We start from the raw sequence: 19,042 nt of genomic DNA, 5'->3' as shown, positions 1-19,042 counted from the left end.
GATGAACCTGTCCCCCCTCAATCGCCGTCGGTTCGAACGCTTCAAGGCCAACAAGCGTGGCTGGTGGTCGCTGTGGCTGTTCTTGATTCTATTTGTGCTCAGCCTGGGCGCCGAGCTGATCGCCAACGACAAGCCCTTGGCCGTGCACTACGACGGCAGCTGGTATTTCCCCGCGCTCAAGCGCTACCCGGAGACCACGTTCGGCGGCGAGTTTCCGCTGGAGGCCAACTACAAGAGCCCGTATATCCAGGAACTGCTCAAGGCCAAGGACGCCTGGACGCTGTGGGCGCCGATCCCTTTCAGCTACCAGAGCATCAACTACGACCTCAAGGTGCCGGCGCCGGCACCGCCCTCAAGCGTCAACCTGCTGGGCACCGACGACCAGGGGCGCGATGTGCTGGCGCGGGTGATCTACGGTTTTCGCGTGTCGGTGCTGTTCGCGCTGACGCTGACCGTACTCAGCTCGATCATCGGCGTGATCGCCGGCGCGTTGCAGGGCTTCTACGGCGGCTGGGTCGATCTGGCCGGGCAGCGCTTTCTGGAAATCTGGTCCGGGTTGCCGGTGCTGTACCTGCTGATCATTCTCGCCAGTTTCGTGCAGCCTAACTTCTGGTGGCTGCTGGGGATTATGCTGCTGTTTTCGTGGATGAGCCTGGTGGATGTGGTGCGCGCCGAGTTCCTGCGCGGGCGCAACCTTGAATACGTGCGTGCGGCGCGGGCCTTGGGTATGCAGAACGGCGCAATCATGTTCCGCCACATCCTGCCCAATGCCATGGTTTCGACCATGACCTTTATGCCGTTCATTCTCACCGGCGCCATCGGCACCCTCACCGCCCTGGACTTCCTCGGCTTTGGCCTGCCGGCCGGCTCGCCGTCCCTGGGCGAACTGGTGGCCCAGGGCAAATCCAACCTGCAAGCGCCGTGGCTGGGCATGAGTGCCTTTGCCGTGCTGGCGATCATGTTGAGTTTGCTGGTGTTTATCGGCGAGTCCGCTCGCGATGCCTTCGACCCGAGGAAATGAGATGAATCAGGACAATCTGATCGAAATCCGCGACCTCAGCGTCGAGTTTGTGACCGGCGAGCATCATCACCGGGTGGTGAGCAACGTCAGCTTCGATATCAAGCGCGGCGAAACCCTCGCGCTGGTGGGCGAAAGCGGTTCCGGCAAATCGGTGACCGCCCACTCGATCCTGCGCCTGCTGCCCTACCCGCTGGCGCGGCATCCGTCCGGCACCATCCAGTACGCGGGGCAGGACCTGTTGACCCTCAAGGAAAAGCCCCTGCGGCACATTCGCGGTAACCGCATCGCGATGATTTTCCAAGAGCCGATGACCTCGCTGAACCCACTGCACAGCATCGAAAAGCAGATCAATGAGGTGCTTGGCCTGCACAAGGGCCTCACCGGCAAAGTCGCCACCCAGCGCACCTTGGAGCTGCTGGAGCTGGTGGGCATCCCTGAACCGCACAAGCGCCTCAAGGCCCTGCCCCATGAATTGTCCGGCGGCCAGCGGCAGCGCGTGATGATCGCCATGGCCCTGGCCAACGAGCCGGAACTGCTGATCGCCGACGAGCCCACCACCGCTCTGGACGTCACCGTGCAGTTGAAGATCCTCGAACTGCTAAAGGAACTCCAGGCGCGCCTGGGCATGGCCTTGCTGCTGATCAGCCACGACCTGAACCTGGTGCGACGCATCGCTCATCGCGTGTGCGTGATGCAGCAAGGTTGCATCGTCGAGCAGGCCGATTGCCAGACGCTGTTCCAGGCCCCGCAGCACCCCTATACCCAGGAACTGCTGGCCGCCGAGCCCAGCGGCGGGCCGGCGACCAATGCCGTCGGGCCGCCGTTGCTGGTGGTGGATGACCTCAAAGTGTGGTTCCCGATCAAGAAGGGCTTTTTGCGCAGCACCGTCGATTACGTCAAAGCGGTGGACGGCATCCACTTCAGCCTGCCCCAGGGCCAAACCCTGGGCATCGTCGGCGAAAGCGGCTCGGGCAAATCCACCCTGGGCCTGGCGATTCTGCGCTTGATCGGCAGCCGCGGCGGCATTCGTTTCGAAGGTCAGCAAATGGACGCCCTCAACCAGCAGCAGGTGCGCCCGCTGCGCCGGGAAATGCAGGTGGTGTTCCAGGACCCGTTCGGCAGCCTGAGCCCACGCATGTGCGTCAGCGAGATCGTCGGCGAAGGATTGCGCATCCATAAGATGGGCACCCCGACCGAGCAGGAAGCGGCGATTATCGCGGCGCTCAAGGAAGTCGGGCTGGACCCCGACTCGCGCCATCGCTACCCCCACGAATTTTCCGGTGGACAGCGCCAGCGCATCGCCATTGCCCGCGCGTTGGTGCTCAAGCCGCGCTTGATCCTGCTCGACGAGCCCACCTCCGCCCTCGACCGCACGGTGCAGCGCCAAGTGGTGGAGCTGCTGCGCAACCTGCAAGCCAAGTACAACCTCACCTACCTGTTCATCAGCCACGACCTGGCGGTGGTCAAGGCGCTGAGTCACCAATTGATGGTGATCAAGCAGGGCCAAGTGGTGGAGCAAGGTGATGCGCAGGCGATCTTTGCCGATCCACAACATGCCTATACCCAGCAATTGCTCAAAGCCGCGTTTCTGGCGGCGCCCGACGACTGCCCGACGCATAGCGCTCCCTGACTGCCCTGGCGGAACCACACCACAACCGGTGCGGAAAGCCCTGCTACTGAAGCGACCGCCAACGGAGGGATGATCCGGGTTTAGCCACCCGGAGCACTCTTCATGGACGATTTCCCCAGCCTGGCCCTGAGCGGGGCCGACCCGCACGATGGCATTGCGATGTCAGTCACCGTCGGTCCCTCCAGCGCCACGCCGCTTGAGCCCCAGACACACCCCAGCGGCGACGCCGCCTTGATCGCGCGGTTGATCAGCCTGCTCTCCGGCACGACAGACGCAGCCTTGCCCGCCGCAACCACGCCGGTACCCATCCCCGAACTATCCCTGCTGGGTCAGTGGTGCGCGGCGTTCAGCAAGGCCGTCAACAGCAAGGACTTTATCGCCTGGGCCGCTACAGAAGGCATGGTGCTGAGCACGCTGCGGGTACATGACAGCAACCTTCACGTCACCGCACACGGCGTGCCCAAGGTGTTTACCCTGGCAGGCACGTCCAAATGGTGGACGTTGGCCAAACCCATCATTTTCATCAGCCAACTGCTCGACCCGCTCGCGCTGGGCATGCCATACATCGGCACCAAATCGAGTGACGGCATCACCACCCTGACGCTGAACCTCGTACTGGCGTTCCATGGTTACCCTATGCCAACCAATCGCCTCGCGGCACTGGCGATCATCGAGGAATTGCGTGCGCTGCAAGCCTTTCCGGCGTTTGACGATAACGGCCGCAGCAAATCGATCATCCACGCGGAACTGACGCAACAGCGGCTCGATTTTCAGCGATTGGCCACTGCCCTGGAGCAATGTGACGGAACACCTTCCGAGCTCAGCCACACCCGCGTCGACCTGACCTCCCACTCGACGCTGGCCAAAAGCGTCAAGGAAGCCGCGCTGCTGTTGTACTTGATCCTGGATGAGCACCACCTCGTCGATGCCCAGGCCCACTACGATTTCGCGCGCCAGTTGATCTGTGTGACCGAGCGCGATACGGCCCAGGAACAACGCACGCTGCTGCCCTCACCGACGCCACATTGGGAGCGGTTAGTGCTGCTGGGTGCGCAACTGGGGGTGTGCATCTACCCCGATCACTCCGTCGACCTCACCGACGCCCTGACAGCCTACGGCTTCGAACCTGTGCAAGGGCCCGCACATATCGGTGCGTTGATCCAGCGCTTGCGCCAATGGCCGACGCCCGCGCAACCGGTGGTGCTCAAGGCTGTGCGCACCGCGGCAACACTCAGACGCTTTCGCCATTATGTGGGCATGTTGAATGACCGCCACCGCCTGCGTACCGTGCTGGCGCAAGTGCTCGACAGCGGCCAGTTACAAGGGCCCGACGGCCTGGATCGGGTGATCAGTGGCGACCCGGACGCGCTCCGGGCCACGGTGAAGAGTGCCTACCGCCACTTACGCCTGGTGACCGACGATCCGGCCTTTCTGGCCCTGCGTACCCGCCTGCGCATCGATCCCGCCAGCCACGTGCTGCTGAGCGAATCCGGCAACATCGAGGCCCGCGACTTGGACGGCGTCTGGAAGTCCCTGAACGATGCCGTGGCCGAGCATGACCACCTGATGGAGCGGGTATCGCAATTGCGGCCGCTGGCCGCCCGAACGGGTGGCCAGTTGCGCACCAACGACACGGTGAGCCTGCAGCAGGCGTTGCGGCTGTACGGTTTTCGTGTGCCGCAAAGCCTGGCGGATGCTCGGCGGGTGCTGCAACGCCTGGAAGTCAGCCTGCCACAACGGTCAAGCCAGGGATCGTATTGGCGTGCACTCAAGCCGCGCGACGCGCGCCCTTCGGCGTGGACCCTGTCCCCGCAGGAGCGTGAACAGCTCGTCGCGCTCAGCCTCGACTTTATGCAGGGCCAGCCCGGCACGCTGTTCGAATACCTGAGCCAGCCCCTGCTGACCGGCAAGACTGTGGCTGACGTCAGAGCCGAAGCCGATTACCTGATCCCGTGCCTGCTCGCATCGCCCCTGGCCCAACAACTGGGCGAAGTGCTGTCCAACACCCTGCACTGGCATGGTAGCCACGCCAGCGAACGGGGCGAAAGCGGCAGCCGCAACGCGCTGATACTGGCCGCGCTGATCCTGAGCCTGGACCCAAGGTTCGAGGCACATCCCACGGGTATCCAGGTGCTGGACTGGCACGGCGACTTCTATTGGGGCGAGTCCATACCGTTCGTGCGCCGGGACATCGAAACCGCTATGGGTGTGTTGGACAGACCCACGGCGGCCCTGGCGGCGCACTTGATCCTCAGTGAAAAAGGCCCGCAGTTGCTGGTGCGCGACATCCCCGAAGACGAGCCCTACCTGGGCTCACATACCTGGACGCTGTTCTGTCAGTACGTTATGTATCTGGAAAAAAGCCTGCCGGGCTCGTCCCGTCAATTGACCCACGCGCAGATCATGGCCCTCGCGTATCTGCCACCCGAAGATCGCTGGCAGACCTTTCTTGACAGCCCTCAGGCCACCACGGCGGTGCTGGAGTGGGCCGTGGTCAACGGCGTGCTGGCGCCTCAACGGCGCTATGGCACACAGTCCGTGAAAAACGCGGTCGATGCGATCAATGCCCAGCGCACACGCCTGCGCAGCACCCTGGAGGCGTTCGCCGAACCCGTGGTATGGCTGCGCCAGACCGCCCTGAACGACCTGCGCCGCGTGTATCCCGACAACGGCTGGCTGGAGGCGCGCATCCTGATGTGGCTGCCGCTTGACTCGCCATTTTCTGAAGACAAGCGCTTCGAAGGTATCCACACCGGCCCTAAATATTCGTTCACCGATCTGCATATGGCCGGCGACCTGGACGCCACCTCCCAGCATTGGCACTCGTCCCAGCCAGCCGTCAAATATCGACAGATGGCCAAGCGCTTTCATTTGCTGGGGTCGGTCAGCCAGGTATTTTTCCAAGCCTTCGATCACAAGTTGCAACAGCTCAAGGCGGCTTACCGCGAGTCCATCTGTTTTGGGTTGTCGCAACTGACCCTGCCGCGCCGAGAGGCGCTGGAATACGGTCAGGTGCGATTTTTCCAGCTCAGCCGCCCCAGCGCCTCAAGCCGTGCCGCCGCCCAAGTGGGACGGTTCGGCGTGCTGATGGCCGTCACCTATGTCAGCACCACGTATGTCTACGAATGCTTCCCCAGGCAACTGCTTATACGCCCTCGCCTCGACCTCGATGCCCGGCAATTGCCGCACGGCGTCGACACCGCCAGCCACTTCGACTGGACAGCCTATGCACAGGGTGCGTGGCCACAAGACCCAGGGTCGTCGACAGCGACCACCGATATGATTCTCACCCCGCTCGGCAATGACCTGCCCCAGGCGCCCGAAGTGCCGCCACTGGATAGCCTGGGCAGACGCGTGCCACGCACGCTGGATTCACCGCGCAGCCATGCAGTGGCCGACATTATCCTGGAGCACCCATTGCACGACGGCCTGGCTTTGCGCGAAAAAGCCAAGCGTCCACTGACGCTGCTTGAAGCCGCAAGCGGCACCGACCCATGGGCCGACTTTTTGCTGGAAATGGCGCTCAAGGCGGACTGACACTTGAACAGTCGGCGCTTTGATATACAGTTGCTCACTCGATCTGCGCCAGGAGCCCTGCCCATGACCACCGCGACCGCCCCTGTTTTCTGGCGCGACCCAGCGCTGGCGTTTATCGAAGCGCGCACCATCGCCGACGGGCGCAAAGTCACTTATGCACGGCACGCCCACGAGCACTTTTCCATCGGTGCGATCACCACCGGACGCAGCTATTACCACTACGGTGCCGACACGTTTGAAATCAGCGCTGGCACCGTGGTGTTGATGAACCCCGGCGATGTCCATGCCTGCAACCCCATCGCCAACGAGCCATGGTCCTACCAGATGCTGTATATCGACACGCCCTGGCTCACCGAGCTGCAATATCAGTTGGGTTTCAGCACCGATCAGGGCTACCGGCCATTCGACACACCGTATACCCGCGACCCACTGCTGTACCGTGGCTTGCTGGAGCTGTACCGCATCGTGGTGGATGAGCAGGCCGAACACCTGCAAAAGCAGAGCGCGCTGGTGAGTTACTTCAGCGACGTGCAGCAACGCCTGAACCCGTCGCCGACGCCGGTGCGTGAGGTGAACCACAAGCTGGAACGGGCAGCCAAATACATCCGGGAGCACTGCACTCAAGCGTTGAAGCTCGAAGATATCTGCCAGGCGGCCGAGCTGTCGCCTTCTTACTTGATCCGTGCGTTCAAGCAGTATTACGGGCTGACGCCCCATGCCTTTTTGGTGAACCAACGCATTCAGTTTGCCCGCGCCCAATTGCGCCAGGGCGAGCTGATCGCCGATGTGGCCCTGGCCGCCGGGTTTGCCGACCAGGCGCATTTCCAGCGCGCGTTCAAGCAGCACTTCGCCGCCACGCCGGGGCAATATCGCGACCGTCTCAAGCCATCAGCAAATAACCCACACTGGCCACCAGCAACGCGGCCATTGAACGGTTGAACACCCGCACGCCCTGGGGGTTGCTCAGGTAGCGGCGCAAAAAGGTGCCGGCGTAGGCCCAGCACGCCACCGACAGGTAGCAGATCACCAGATAGAGGCCGGCAAACACCCAGACCTGCGCCCTGGCGCCGTCCGCCACAAACAGCCCCATCCCCGCAACACAAGCCAGCCAGGCTTTGGGGTTGAGCCATTGCATGATTGCGCCGTAGAGCATCGATGGCGCGGTTGCGCGGCCTTGGGCGTCCAGGCGCCCATCGTCCACCGCCAGTTTCCAAGCCATGTACAGCAGGAAGGCGACCCCGCCCCACTTAATCAGCTGAGTCAGGATCGGCCAGCGCAGCAGCACCTCATGCAGGCCCAAGCCAATCAGCACCAACAGCACGGTAAAGCCCACGGCGGCGCCGAATACATGTTTCTGGCTGGCGGCAAAACCGAAGCGCGCGCCCGAACTGAGCGCCACCACATTGACCGGGCCGGGGGTGATGGAGGTGGCCAGCGCGAAAGCGGCCATGGAAAGAATCAAGCTCATGACGAATCCCTGTGACAGTGAAGATAACGTCACGGTAAAGGCACGAACGCCTCTGGTATTGAAGAAAATGCCCCCCGTAAAGCGCTATTTCACGAATAACTCACGGTCCCGCATCTTCACATGACCGGTGCGGTAATAGGCATCGAACCAGGGTTTGTCCCCGGGTGCCGGTGGTTTGGCCAGGCGCAAGGTATCCAGAGCGCCAGGTTGACTGGCATTGACTCGGAAGTGGAAATGGTCGAACAGGCGCAACGCTTCAACCGCGTACACCACGGCGATCCTGCGGTCTTCGATGCGGATCAGGTGGTCGCCGTTGTTTTTCTCCCCTCCCCCGGCGAGGTTGGAAGAACCGGTGTACACCGTGGGGTTAGCACCATTGAAATCCGTGACCACGAACTTGCTATGCACCATGTTCCCGGCATTGCCTGACCACTCGGCCTTGAACGGCGCCGTGGCATTGCTGGCCAGATAAGCGAACGGCAGCAGGCCCACCGAACCATCCGGCTTGCGCACGGCCAACCGGCCCTGGCGTTGGGCAACACCGTAGGAGAACAACGCGCGCTGCATCAACTCATCCAGCGCAGTACGAACCTTGCCGTTGATCAGGTTGAGAAACACCACCGAGTACAGTACCGAACTGCTGGCCTGCTCAATGCTGGCGGCAATCGGGTCCAGGGACAACCCACTGTCGGCATGGGGCGCAAAACACAGTGAGACCTTGGAGCCCGGCTGGTCGCGCACCACCCACCAGCGTTGCGACAGCGGGTTTTTGCGAAAGGCCATGGGCGCGGCCCAGTAAGCCTCGAACACCTCGGCGAACTTGCCGGCCACGCGCTCATCGTCGAACAGCAGCACGTTGTTGGCCTGGATATACAGGCCGCGCAGCGCAAAGTTGGTGGAGCCGCCGAGCACCCGTATCGCCCGCCCGTCACGCCTTACGATCAACACCTTATGGTGTTGCTGGCTGGAAAAATGCAGGCGCTTGACCTGGGCCCCCGCACTGGCGAGGCGCGCGGCGCTGAGGCTTTCGCAGCTGTCGGCGGCGCCCTGCTCGCCGTGGTCGTCAATGATCGCGCGCAGGCGCGGGCCGAGTTGCTCCAGGCGGCGCAGGATGTCGGGTTCCTTGCTTTCGTAAATCAGCGCATCGAGGGTTAACTGCGGGTCGTTGGCGACCTGATCCAGAACGTGCAAAATCAATCGTCGCGCCTCGAAACCCAGCCATTGGTAATGGGCTTCGAAGGGCGCCATATCCAGATCCAGAGACGCCCTGGGGGCAGCCCCTGCCGGCGGCAGGATGCGGGTCTCATTGTCGAACCGATCACCGTAAGCCTGGGACGAAGCGAAACCGCGGGTAAATCCGACATTCAGGAAGCCACTGATTGTCTGGGCCTCAAGGCAAATCTGGTTTTCCACCGCCACGCCCTTGCGCAACGCGCCGTCGGCGCCCATGTAGCAGGCGGTGACCCGGTATCGATAGACACCCGGCAGGATCTGGCTGGGCACGTGAATCCAGCGGAATTTCTGGAACGGCGCCTCGGTAGAAGCAAAGCTGCGCGGCCGCTCCGGCGTGGGTGGGTAGTCGAAATGCAGGCGATTGTGCAGTGCACCCCAGTGGTCGGCACCGGGGTAGCGCACTTCGATGCTGAAGCCGACAAAATCACGGGTAGCGAGGTCTGGCGCCAAGTCGAATGCCAGTAGTGCGCTACCCTCTGCGCGATACAACTTGAAGGTCAGTCCCTGAAAGGTTGTCTTACTTTCAAAGTCAGTGTCCAAGCGATGTTCCTTTTGCCTGAAGGCAGTCTTTGAAAGTTTAGCGCCTGTATCACTTCCAGCCAGTGAGCCCGGGACATTCTAGCGTTGCGCCGGAATGCGGATATCGCCCCCGTGGCATTGGCTTTTCACGCTGCGTGGGCAGCCGGCGAAGGCCAGGTCCTTGGTCAGGCACACGCGCACTTCCGACAGCACCTTACCTTTGCAAATCACTGCCAGCCCGTGGTTACCCATGCGTGGATTGCTTTCGCGAAACAGCGTCTCGATATCGCGGGCCTGCAGCGTCGGCGGCGTGTTGAATGGCTGCAATTGCTCGGGGATCACCACTGCCCCTAATGCCGCGTCGGTTTTGTCCAGATACGCCAACGGTTCCAGGCCGCTGCAGGTGCCATGCTTGGCCCATTCGTGCTTGAGCAGCGCACGGGTCGGAAACAACGTGGCACCCTTGTCCAGCGCCTCACGGCTCAGTTGCGACTGCGGCGCACACGACGCCGGCCAACCGCCCCGTGCGTATTGCGGCCACAGACCGTGCAGTACAAAACCATAGCCCTTGCCCGAGCACTGTTCGTTGTCCGGGTGGGTCAGGCAAAACGTCGGCGACCACGACAACGACAGCACATAAAAATCAAACTGCCCCGGCGTGCCTTGATCACGCGGTGCCGCCGATGCGCACGTGGCGAGCACCAGCCAAATCAACATCCAGTATTTCATCTACCGATTCCTTGAAAAAAACCAGGTGTACCGCGTTCAGCCAGGGTGATTGGGGTTACGTTGCAACACCTTATCCAGGATTCGATCGGTCTTCAGCGCCTCGATGGCCAACGAAGGGTGCTCGGCCTCGCCGCGAATATGGGCATTCATGGCCAGCACATGGTGCCACTGGATATGCGCGTGGCACGGCACATCCAGCACTTCGTTGAATTCGCCTTCCAGGCGCAGCGGTTGCTCCTCGAACACCGAGAACACAATGCGCCCACGACTGCCGATCAGTTCGACCCGGTCTTCCTTGCGATCCGCGACAAAGTTCCAGCAGCCCATGCCCAGCGCGCCCGAGTCGAAAGTCCAGCAGGCCGTCACAGCATCTTCCGCTGCATAGCGCCCGGCCTGACGCGCGGTAAAACCGGACACTTCGACGATATCCCCGGCCAGGTACTGAAACAGATCAAACCCATGGCTGGCCAGGTCGGCAAAGTAGCCACCGCCGGCGATCAGCGGGTCGGTGCGCCAGTTGGCGGCGCTGGCATCCTCGGCACCCGGTGGCTTGCATAGGGTCCAGGTAAGGTGACGCAGCTCACCAATACGCCCCTCCTGTAGCCACTGCCGCACCTGCTGGAAACGCGGCAGGGAACGCCGGTAGTAGGAAACAAACAGGTGCAGCCCGGCGCGCTCGAAGGTGCGCTGCATCAGCGCGCTTTGCTCGGCATTCAGGGCCATGGGTTTTTCGACGCAGCAATGCTTGCCGGCGGCGGCTACCATCAGGCTGTATTCCAAGTGGCTGTCGGGGGGCGTGGCAATGTACACGGCGTCCACGTCGGGGTCGTTGATCAGTGCCTGGGCATCGGTGTAGAAGCGGCCAACCTGATGACGTGCCGCATAATCGCGCACGGCCTCCTCACGGCGCCCCATCACGGCAACCAAGGCCGAACCTGGCGCTTTGTAGAAGGCGGGTCCACTCTTTACTTCAGTGACACTGCCACAGCCGATCATGCCCCAGCGTACGGTCGTCATGGTTTACCTCGTGCGTTCTGATCAATCGGGCAGTATCCACATACCCACGGCCACGCGCCATAACCCCTTAGCATGACAATTGCATTACACTTTTATGACAGTTGATTCTTACGAGGCACAGACCATGAAAATCCGGGCAACGGTCATTTGCGAACACGAGGGGCATATCCTCTTCGTGCGCAAAGCCCGATCAAAATGGGCCTTGCCCGGCGGCAAGGTCGAACGCGACGAACGCCCGGTAGGCGCCGCCGAACGCGAACTGGAAGAAGAAACCGGGTTGAATGTGGATGGCTTGCTGTACCTGCAGGAACTCAAGGCCCGCGACACCGTGCACCATGTGTTCGAAGCCTCGGTGGTGAACATTGAAGACGCGCGGCCATGCAACGAGATCGTCGATTGCCAGTGGCATGCCTATACCGCCATGGATCAGCTGGACACTACGGATGCCACGCGTCATATCGTCAAATCCTTTCTGCGGCGCCTGTGACTCAAGGCGTTGGTCGCCTTCGAACAGCCTTCGTTGTCCACACCGTTGAACTCCTGAGCGACCTCCCGTCCGTTGCCTCGCGCAACGCTTGACTCCCGGCGTGGATCACAAGAGGCTCTTGGCACTTAGCCATCATTCCGAGCAGTCCGTTATGAGCCATGTCCCTTCGAGCCAAACCGACAGTGATGTCTACAAAACGCTGCTGGAGTCCACTAAAGCCATTCCTTGGCGTATCGACTGGCAGAGCATGACCTTCAGCTACATCGGGCCGCAGATCGAAACATTGCTGGGCTGGAGCCAGCACAGTTGGGTCAGCGTGGACGACTGGGTCGAGCGCATGCACCCGGACGACCGGGAGTATGTGGTGAACATCTGCGTCTCGCAGTCCCGTGCCGGCGTCGACCATGAGGCCGATTACCGCGCCCTGACGGTGAATGGCGATTACGTGTGGATTCGCGATGTGGTGCATGTGATACGCAAGCACGGCGAAGTCGAAGCACTGATTGGTTTTATGTTCGATATCAGCGAGCGCAAGCAGACCGAAGAGCACTTGATCCGCCTGCAAAAGCAACTTGAGGAATACTCCTATCAGGATGGCCTGACGGGCATCGCCAACCGGCGCATGTTCGACACCGTGCTGGAACGCGAATGGGCCAGCGCCCAGCGCAGCCAATTGCCGCTGTCGTTGATCATTTTGGATATCGATTTTTTCAAGCAGTACAACGACCACTTCGGCCACATCAAAGGCGACGACTGCCTACGCCAAGTAGCGCGCACATTGGCACTGGCCGCGAATCGGCCAAGGGACTTTATCGCGCGGATCGGCGGCGAAGAGTTTGTGTGGTTGCTGCCGGAAACCGACGCTGCATCCGCCCGGCAAGTGGCACGACGCTGCCTGCACCTGATCTGCCAACAGGAGATCGAACATCCGCATTCCGCCGTGTCCCACCTGTTAACGTTGAGCCTGGGTGTCGGCACGCGACTGGTCACAGCGGGTAGCGAAGCGCTGGAATTCGTCGAGGAGGTCGACAAGTTGCTGTATCAGGCCAAGCATGATGGCCGCATGCGTGCGGCGTTTGCCGACGATTGAGCCCGGCCTGCGGCCAAATCCCAGACAAAAAAAATCCCAAGTAGCTGATGGAAACTTGGGATTTAAAAATGCATAAACCGTGGGAGGTGAACGCCCGGCTATAGTAACCACTGAAAAAACCTGTAACAACATTATTTACGTCCTTTCGTCGGATTAAAAACGTCGTAAGTCATTCAATATCCACATGTTTTTTATGTGATCAGGGATATTAAATGCCTTCTTTTGGTGCAACTAACGACGACTATTCCACTTATAAACAAGGGTTATTACTTATAACGGTGGGTTGCCTTTGTTCGATTCTTCGTTCAGTTGTTCGCACGTATCGCGCACATCCGCCCCGCCGAATGCCGTCGCACTGGCCACCCGCGCCACCTGCCGACACAGGGTCAGGCGCTCGGCGGCGCTCTGTCGCTGACGGTCCGCTTCGGCGTTGATCTGCATGAAATAGGCGCCGAGCATCAGCGCCACGCCGACCACGCCGGCGACCAGGTAGCGCACGCTGTTGGATGAGGAGTGTTCTGGCGGCTGCATGACCATTCGCGCCCTGCTCTCGTGGCAATCACTGCGCAATTGTATGCAAACGGACACACTGGATTTGTGGTGGATTTGTAATTTGGCCGCGCGTATTTACTTACGCGCCACTTTGTAACGCACGCAGTCCTGATAAAAGCTCTGGCGAATGGCGTCAGGCTTGAGCCGCGAACGGCTGTCGTAGGTTTGCTCGGTAATGCCCATGGCCATCATGCGCATCCACGATTTGCTGAATTTAAGGGTCTGGATTTTCTGACGGGCGGCATACAGCGACACACCCGCCAGTTTCAGCTCTTGGGCCCTGGCGGCGGTGCCGGCGCCCCAACTGCACATGTACTTGTCACCCTCACGCAACTCACGTGCCTGCACGGCCGTCGCGCCGCCTGCCAGGGAGCAGGCGATCAGCATGATTCCAACATTGCGCATTTGCATCCCCACCTAACCACCTGAAAATAAACGCGATTCTGGCGAGGATTTTGTTACAAAGGGGCCATTAAAATGCCTTATCGCAGGCTCATCGGCCCGCCCACTTCCCTGTGGTGCGCGAGCTTGGCACACGTCACGTCTTTACCACTGGTAGGTGGCACTCGCCTGTACCGTGCGCTGCGAGCCATACCAGCACCATGAATACGAGTAGCACGACGCGACGTACTCTTTATTGGCCAGGTTGGTGGCATTCAATGCCAGGCGCAGCTTGTCGTTGAGGTTGACGATATTTGGGATGTCGTAATGCACCGCAGCGTCAAACAAGGTGTAGCCGGGTACTTTCAACGTGTTGGCGGTATCGCCCCAGGAAGAGCCGACATAGCGGGCACCCGCCCCCGCGCCGAAGCCTTTGAGGTGGCCGTCGCGGAAGGTGTAGTCGGCCCATGCCGAAGCGGTATGCCGTGGCACGCCGTAGGTGGTGGTGCCTTCCACCGGGACCGCAGGGCCGACGCCAATATCGCTGATTGGCGCATAGCGCACGGTGCTGTTGGACTTGGAGGCGCGGTTGTCCAGGTAAGCGTAAGCGGCGGTGATATCGAGGTTATCGCTCAGGCTGGCCTTGCCCTCCAGTTCAAAGCCGCGGGATTGCTGTTCGCCATCCTGAATCTGGCAGCGACCGTTACCACACAGATGGGTCGGATCCGGGTCCATGGTCGGCACGTTGCTCTGGCGCAGGTCGAAAATCGCCGCGGTGATAAAACTGTTGCTGCCCGGCGGCTGATACTTGATGCCCAGTTCATATTGCTTGCCCTCGGTCGGCTTGAACACCGAACCGCCGTAGCCGGTCCCCGATTGCGGGTTAAAGGACTCCGCGTAACTCACATACGGCGCCAGGCCGTTATCGAACAGATACACCAGCCCTACACGCCCGGTGAAAGCCTCGCTGTCCAAGGAGGACTTGCTCTTGGCACCGGTGCGCAGCGTCTTGGTAGTGCCATCGGTGCTGGCCCAGTCATACCGGCCGCCCAGCAGCAGCACCCAGTTGTCCCACTTCATCTGCTCTTGCAGGTAAACCCCGGTTTGCTCGCTGCGTGAAGTGGCGTCCGTGGCGAAGGCCGGCGTGGTCACAGGGGCGCCGTAAACGGGATCGAAGATATCCAGTGAAGGCCCCGAGCCGTAACCCGCCTTGGTATCGGTGCTGGTGTTCTGGTAATCGGCGCCCATCAACAGCGTATGCTGCAACGGCCCGGTGTCGAATTTGGCCTGCACCTGGTTATCGAGGTTGTAGGCATCCATGTCCACATCGGTGGCAATGGTCGAGCGAGTAGACGTGCGGTAATCGGCCTGCAGATAGCTGTTGTAGATGCTGCGATAGATGCCCTCGGCACGCAGGTAGCGTGCATTCTGGCGCAGCGTCCACACGTCGTTGAAATGGTGTTCGAACGCGTAGCCGATGGAGTAATACTCACGATCGCTTTTCTCGAAGTTCTTTTCACCGTCGTAGTAGTCCACGTCGATCTTGCGCCCAGTGGGGCTGTGCAGCACCGAACCCCAAGCCGGCACCGAACCGTAGGAAGCACCCTTGGGGTCTTTCTGAAAGTGCCCCAGCAAGGTCAGCGACGTGTCCTCGTCCGGGCGCCAGGTAAAGGCGCTGGACAACGACTGACGACGGGTCTCGGTGTGTTCGACCTGGCCATCGGCATCGTCGAAAAGACCGGCGACACGGTAGGAATACACCCCTTGATCATCAAGCGGGCCGCTGAGGTCGAAGGTGGTGCGCTTTTTATCAAAGGTGCCGTATTCGACGCCCACTTCATGGAACGGCACATCCAGCGGCCGCTTGGTAACCATATTGATCACACCGCTGGGCGAACCCTGGCCGTATAGCACCGAGGCGGGGCCACGCAGCACTTCGACCCGTTCCAAATCAAACGCATCTTTCTGCGGCAAGGCATCGCGGCTGGACGGCATGCGCAGGCCGTCGAGGTAAGTGGTGGGCAAGAAGCCGCGAATGGTCAACTGGTCGAGGCGCGACGCGGTAGCGCCACGGGTTTCCGGCACCACGGCGGCGCTGTAGCGCAGGATCTGATTGAGGCTTTCGGCGTTCTGGGCACGCATCTGGTCTTTAGTGACCACCGAGATCGACTGCGGGGTTTCGATCAGCGCGGTATCGGTCTTGGTCGCCGACAGGCTGCGCGTGGCCACATAACCGGGCACCGGACCGGTGGGGCTTTCGGCCTGGTAAGCCGCATTGATGGTGGTGGCCTGCAGTTGCATGGCCCCGCCGCTGTCCGGGATCGCCTCCAAGCGATAACGGTCGCCGGAAAGTTTCAGCGCCTGCAAACCGGTGCCGGCCAGCAATTGGTTCAACGCCCCATCGATATCGTACTGCCCGCTCACGCCCGGGCTGCGCTTGCCTCGGGTCAGCTCTGCATCGAACGCCAGCACCAGCCCCGCCTGCTCGGCCAGGTTATTGAGCGCCTGGCTCAAATCACCGGCCGGCACCTGGAAGCCGCGCTGGGCGCTGCTTTCTTCGGCGAAGGAGGACTGGACGGTCAACAATGGCACTGCGGCAAGAGCCATCGCCACCGACAAAGCCAGCGGATGCAAGGGACGAGCAAGGCGCGACATGATAAATCCTGCGTAATTGAGGTTCTATCTACCATGACGGCCAGCTTGGAAAATCGGGTAAGGATGCGAGGGGTTTTTATTTGAGAATCAATCAGCGCTGGCTGACAGCTGCTTGCCAACAAGCACACGGGGCTTTCCGGGTGCGGCTCAGGCCCAGGCCACCACCAACAACCCTACCCCCAAGGCCAGGCACAACGGTGAATAGCAGTACGTATCCCAACGCGCGAACCGCGACCCTCCGACTTTTTTGAAAAAACCCACCAGCTCTGAGTCGCCGATCGCCCTGGCGAACATCAGCACGGCGATGGCGCTGATACCCCATTGCAACGCACGGTGGGATACCGCAGGGAAATACAGGCCGGCGCGCAGGCAAACCAATAGAGCAATCCCCACCAGCCCCATCGCCACCAAAAAGGTGCCCAGGGCCGACGGTTTGAACGCTGGGCGCGGGCCGCTGGCAAATTCGCCGGGCAACTGCGGGATGGCCGCCAGGCTGCCGAGCTTGCCGCCGGCGGCCCAGTACAGGTGGATCACACTGATTCCGGTGAATATCCCGACGATCCAGCGTGCGATCACGAAACTCATGACGGGCTCTCCCTGAAAAGGTCCGGGAAAGGATAGTCGTCCGAGGGGTTTTTGCAGGTATTTCGTCGGGGAGCGAACGGCCTGCTACTTCAGGCTCGCCTCAACCTTCTGCGCCACCTCTACGGTCAGCCAGGCCTTCCAGACCTCGGGATGGGCCTTGAGAAACGCCTGAGCCACCTCCCTTGGCGGAGTATGGTTTTCACTCATGGTGGCCAAGGCTTTGTTCAGCGGCTCAATAGGAAACTCGACTTTTTCGAAAAACCCGGCGATCTGTGGGTGCGCCTTCTGAAACGGCGTAGACACCCCGATGCTCAACTTGGACGCCAGCGAACGAGTCGGCTTTGGATTGGGGTTGTCTGCGTCGGTCAGGGTTTTCCAGGCCTCGGCATCGAATGGCGGCTCTTCGAGCTGGATCAGTTTGTAGCGCCCCATCAAAGGAGTCGGCGACCAGTAGTAGAACAGCACCGGTTTGCCACGCCGGATCGAGGAGGCGATTTCGGCATCCAGCGCCGCACCCGAGCCGCTGCGGAAGTTCACGTAGTTGTCGTCCAGGCCATAGGCTTTGAGCTTCTGCTGGTTGACCACTTCCGAGGTCCAGCCGATGGGGCTGTTGAGAAAGCGCCCCTTGCCGGGGGATTCCGGATCTTTGAACACATCCTTGTAGCGCGCCAGGTCTTTTACACTCTTGAGGTCCGGAGCCAGGGGCTTGATGCCTTTGGCAGGGTCGCCCTTGACCACATATTCCGGCACCCACCAGCCCTCGGTCGCGCCTTTGACCGTATCGCCCAGGCCGGCCACCTTGCCTTCGGCCTCAGCCTTGACCCACACGGGGCTGCGGCCGGCCCACTCTTCGCCGATCACCTGGATATCATTCTTGGCCAGGGCGGTTTCCAGGGTGATGGTGGTGCCGGGCAAGGTGTCGGTGGGCAATTCATAGCCCTTCTCGACGATAAACCGCAGCACTTCGGTGATCAGGCTGCCGCTTTCCCAATTCAAGTCGGCGAAATGCACCGGCGTCTGCCCCGCCGCCGCCGGCAACGAAGCCATCGATAGACTCAGGCTCGTCAGGGACGCCACCAACAGGGTTCTCAAACCTTTCATGCCTTACCTCGCGTACTGCAGCCATAGCGGATGGCTTTGCCGCGAACGCGCGAAGCCTCTGAATAGTTAAGTCCACTCAACTGTAGTAGAGGTTCCGCAAGACGATACACGCAGACGTCAAGGACGCGTTACTCGCTGGCCTTGAAAGTCACCAGTTCGCCCTTGCGCCACTTGGCGGCCTTGCCGGTCACGGCTTTCAGGGTTTTGGTCAGGCCTTCCTGCAGTTGTTCATGGGCGGCGAACACCAGCATCACACTGTGGCCTTCCTTGAACACGATACCTTCGCCTTCGGCCGACGAAACAAAGGCGTAATCGCCCAGGCCATACACCGTCAACTTGATGTCGCGAAACTTCAACTCGAACTTACCGCCTTCGCGGCTGGGCAATACCGCCGCACGAAAATGGTCGCCTACTTTGAGTTCAAGACGCTGTTTGTCATCCACCACCAGCGCCGTTTCGGTATCGATCTCGGCGATGTAGATGCCTTCCGGCGTCTGCTCAGTGATGTAAACAAAACGGGATTGGAACTGTTTGACCAACTTTGCGCGCAAATCACCCAGCACGAACAATGCGTGCATATCCAGATTACTGACTGCCAAGGAAAAGCCCCCACATCGAAAAAAGTGCGGCCTGCAGAAACAGGCAGCACACTAAAACGGCCAATACGGCACGATCACCTGATGCACTTAATGAAAAAACTGAAGAAACTTCCTGTCGTATTGCACGCCTCGTACGGGCGCACACGATGGACCTTATGCAAGGTCACCGGGACTGACAGGAAATCACAGGTTCAACGACCCGAGAATACGGGTCGCACCGCTTCAGAGAATAACCCCAATCAAAAACGCAGTTTCCGACAGCTCACACAAAAATTACTTGGCATGGAACCGAGTGTCGACCCGCGACGACAATGGTAGAACAGCGAAAGGGTTCAAACCACCCGAACCGTTTGCGGTAAGTCACAAGATCGATAGGAGCTGACCATGCAACGACGTCACTATCAGGCTACGTCTTCCGGCACTCGTTCATCATGTCCA

Annotated in this window: 16 protein-coding genes; 6 read left to right on the top strand and 10 right to left on the bottom strand. The window is 60.7% G+C overall.

From position 1 onward, the window contains the following. Nucleotide 1 precedes the first annotated feature (1 nt). From FIV35_RS11585 to FIV35_RS11570, 4 genes are all read left to right on the top strand, one after another. Nucleotides 2–1,021, top strand: a complete 1,020-nt coding sequence (locus FIV35_RS11585; RefSeq protein ID WP_034137901.1) for an ABC transporter permease — start codon at nucleotides 2–4, stop codon at nucleotides 1,019–1,021. 1 nt (nucleotide 1,022) lies between these two features. Continuing rightward, a complete protein-coding gene (locus FIV35_RS11580) occupies nucleotides 1,023–2,651 on the top strand; it encodes an ABC transporter ATP-binding protein (protein WP_034137900.1) in 1,629 nt (542 codons plus the stop codon). 102 nt (nucleotides 2,652–2,753) lie between these two features. Then, nucleotides 2,754–6,188, top strand: coding sequence for a hypothetical protein (locus tag FIV35_RS11575; protein ID WP_034137899.1), 3,435 nt, complete (start codon nucleotides 2,754–2,756; stop codon nucleotides 6,186–6,188). Between the two features lie 63 nt (nucleotides 6,189–6,251). Then, nucleotides 6,252–7,127 carry an AraC family transcriptional regulator gene (locus FIV35_RS11570; protein ID WP_034137898.1) on the top strand — a complete coding sequence of 292 codons (876 nt, stop codon included), beginning with the start codon at nucleotides 6,252–6,254 and terminating at the stop codon, nucleotides 7,125–7,127. Here the strand turns inward: FIV35_RS11570 and FIV35_RS11565 are convergent. The 4 genes from FIV35_RS11565 to FIV35_RS11550 form a co-directional block, all read right to left on the bottom strand. Then, entirely contained in the window at nucleotides 7,069–7,656 is a 588-nt protein-coding gene (locus FIV35_RS11565; protein ID WP_034137897.1) for a LysE family translocator, read from the bottom strand. The genes FIV35_RS11570 and FIV35_RS11565 overlap by 59 nt on opposite strands. Before the next feature lie 84 nt (nucleotides 7,657–7,740). Continuing rightward, nucleotides 7,741–9,429, bottom strand: coding sequence for a phospholipase D-like domain-containing protein (locus tag FIV35_RS11560; RefSeq protein WP_034137896.1), 1,689 nt, complete (start codon nucleotides 9,427–9,429; stop codon nucleotides 7,741–7,743). Nucleotides 9,430–9,507: 78 nt separating this feature from the next. Then, on the bottom strand, nucleotides 9,508–10,137 hold the full coding sequence (locus FIV35_RS11555; RefSeq protein WP_034137895.1) for a ribonuclease T2 family protein: 630 nt from the start codon (nucleotides 10,135–10,137) through the stop codon (nucleotides 9,508–9,510). A 36-nt stretch (nucleotides 10,138–10,173) separates the two neighbouring features. Then, nucleotides 10,174–11,154, bottom strand: coding sequence for a Gfo/Idh/MocA family protein (locus FIV35_RS11550; protein WP_034137894.1), 981 nt, complete (start codon nucleotides 11,152–11,154; stop codon nucleotides 10,174–10,176). Nucleotides 11,155–11,278: 124 nt separating this feature from the next. On the opposite strand from FIV35_RS11550, the gene FIV35_RS11545 reads away from it, so the two are divergent. Together FIV35_RS11545 and FIV35_RS11540 are read left to right on the top strand one after the other, a co-directional pair. Then, nucleotides 11,279–11,641 carry an NUDIX hydrolase gene (locus FIV35_RS11545; RefSeq protein WP_034097015.1) on the top strand — a complete coding sequence of 121 codons (363 nt, stop codon included), beginning with the start codon at nucleotides 11,279–11,281 and terminating at the stop codon, nucleotides 11,639–11,641. 151 nt (nucleotides 11,642–11,792) lie between these two features. Then, nucleotides 11,793–12,731 (top strand): sensor domain-containing diguanylate cyclase, encoded by a 939-nt coding sequence (locus FIV35_RS11540; protein WP_034137893.1) that lies wholly within the window; start codon nucleotides 11,793–11,795, stop codon nucleotides 12,729–12,731. A gap of 270 nt (nucleotides 12,732–13,001) precedes the next feature. On the opposite strand, the gene FIV35_RS11535 is transcribed toward FIV35_RS11540, so the two are convergent. The 6 genes from FIV35_RS11535 to FIV35_RS11510 all read right to left on the bottom strand — a co-directional run bounded on the left by FIV35_RS11535 (nucleotide 13,002) and on the right by FIV35_RS11510 (nucleotide 18,583). Further along, nucleotides 13,002–13,262: a hypothetical protein gene (locus FIV35_RS11535; protein WP_034138001.1), complete on the bottom strand. Its 261-nt coding sequence runs from the start codon at nucleotides 13,260–13,262 to the stop codon at nucleotides 13,002–13,004. Nucleotides 13,263–13,358: 96 nt separating this feature from the next. Then, a complete protein-coding gene (locus FIV35_RS11530; RefSeq protein ID WP_034138000.1) occupies nucleotides 13,359–13,688 on the bottom strand; it encodes a hypothetical protein in 330 nt (109 codons plus the stop codon). 141 nt (nucleotides 13,689–13,829) lie between these two features. Then, entirely contained in the window at nucleotides 13,830–16,319 is a 2,490-nt protein-coding gene (locus FIV35_RS11525) for a TonB-dependent siderophore receptor (protein ID WP_034137892.1), read from the bottom strand. Nucleotides 16,320–16,466: 147 nt separating this feature from the next. Further along, nucleotides 16,467–16,904, bottom strand: a complete 438-nt coding sequence (locus FIV35_RS11520) for a DUF3995 domain-containing protein (RefSeq protein WP_034137891.1) — start codon at nucleotides 16,902–16,904, stop codon at nucleotides 16,467–16,469. Between the two features lie 84 nt (nucleotides 16,905–16,988). Further along, nucleotides 16,989–18,005, bottom strand: a complete 1,017-nt coding sequence (locus FIV35_RS11515) for an ABC transporter substrate-binding protein (RefSeq protein ID WP_034137890.1) — start codon at nucleotides 18,003–18,005, stop codon at nucleotides 16,989–16,991. A gap of 128 nt (nucleotides 18,006–18,133) precedes the next feature. Further along, on the bottom strand, nucleotides 18,134–18,583 hold the full coding sequence (locus tag FIV35_RS11510; RefSeq protein WP_052198948.1) for a hypothetical protein: 450 nt from the start codon (nucleotides 18,581–18,583) through the stop codon (nucleotides 18,134–18,136). Nucleotides 18,584–19,042 lie beyond the last annotated feature (459 nt).

It is taken from the genome of Pseudomonas rhodesiae (assembly GCF_007858255.1).
GTDB lineage: Bacteria > Pseudomonadota > Gammaproteobacteria > Pseudomonadales > Pseudomonadaceae > Aquipseudomonas > Aquipseudomonas rhodesiae.
The sequence above is the reverse complement of the archived record's forward strand: the minus strand, read 5'-3'. Positions and strand labels throughout refer to the sequence as shown.